This window comes from Oleiphilus sp. HI0061 (assembly GCF_001635675.1).
In genome coordinates, this window is sequence record NZ_LWFE01000706.1 from 1 (window position 1) to 1,159 (window position 1,159).

Below are 1,159 nucleotides of genomic sequence, written 5' to 3' on the forward strand. Positions count from 1 at the left end.
CAATCAAGATCTAGCAACAACCCGCTCTGAAGATTCCATTGGTCGAGCTGTTTATATTGTTGACGCAGAGACAGGAGAGAAAATCTGGAGCGCGACCCCCTCTAACTTTAGTGATATGAAATATAGCATTCCATCAGACGTTAAGGCTATTGATGTGAACGCTGACAGAATTGCTGACCAAATTTACGTGGGCGACATGGGTGGACAGGTCTGGCGCTTCGACATAGATAACAATAGAAGCAGCTCTAGTACCCTTCCTGTACATGGGGGGGTAATCGCCAGTGTGTCCGATACAGGAACCGAAAACAATAGACGTTTCTACCATGCACCTGACGTATCGGTACTAAGCGATAGCAGCAGCTTAACCTTAGCTATTGTCATTGGTTCAGGCTGGCAAGCTCACCCTCTTGATGATGAAGTCGTTGACCGTTTATATATGATAAAAAGCTCCGACGTACTTGAACCTCCAAAGAACCTTGACGGCTCTATCGAGTATACAGCACTTATAGAGGATGACCTTTACGACGCAACGAATAACAACCTGGGTGACGTAAGCGGCCAAAACTCTGAAGCCAACCAAGAAGCCGCCTATACTGAATACTACGGTAACGGTGCTGATATATTACCAAAACAGGGTTGGTTCATTCGTTTTACGCGTGATGGCGAAAAAATGCTAGCGACATCTTTAACCATTGATGGAACGGTTTACTTTACCACTTACGAGCCCACAGCAAGTACTAACGGCTGTATTTTTAGCTCCGGTATTCCTCGCCTCTACCATATCGAAATAGCTGACGCGACACCGGTTAAGAATTATGACGGTATCGGATTAGATTCTGAGTTAACCACAAGCGATAGGGAAGTTGGCACGCTCACGACACAATCATTACCAACCGCACCACAAAGACTTCGTGTGGATGGCCAAGACATTTTGTGTATTGGTACAGAGTGCAATCCACTTGATCGCGAAGGAAAAATTGTTAGAACCTACTGGGTTCAAGAGGAGTAAATATGTATACCTGCAAGAATTGTTATAGCTCGCAGAAGGGCTTCACGCTGATAGAATTAATGGTAGTGGTGGCTATAGTGGCTATCATAGTTGCTATCGCGTACCCGTCATATCAGGATAACGTAAAGAGTTCCAAACGCTCTGAAGCTC

Annotated in this window: 2 protein-coding genes; both read left to right on the forward strand. The window is 45.2% G+C overall.

Translation table 11 applies throughout. From position 1 onward, the window contains the following. The coding region (locus A3735_RS30635; RefSeq protein WP_197485778.1) for a hypothetical protein at positions 1 to 1,009 on the forward strand (1,009 nt) is incomplete at its 5' end. Positions 1,010 to 1,011: 2 nt separating this feature from the next. Then, on the forward strand, positions 1,012 to 1,159 hold a 148-nt coding region (locus A3735_RS28790), incomplete at its 3' end, for a prepilin-type N-terminal cleavage/methylation domain-containing protein (protein WP_156499546.1).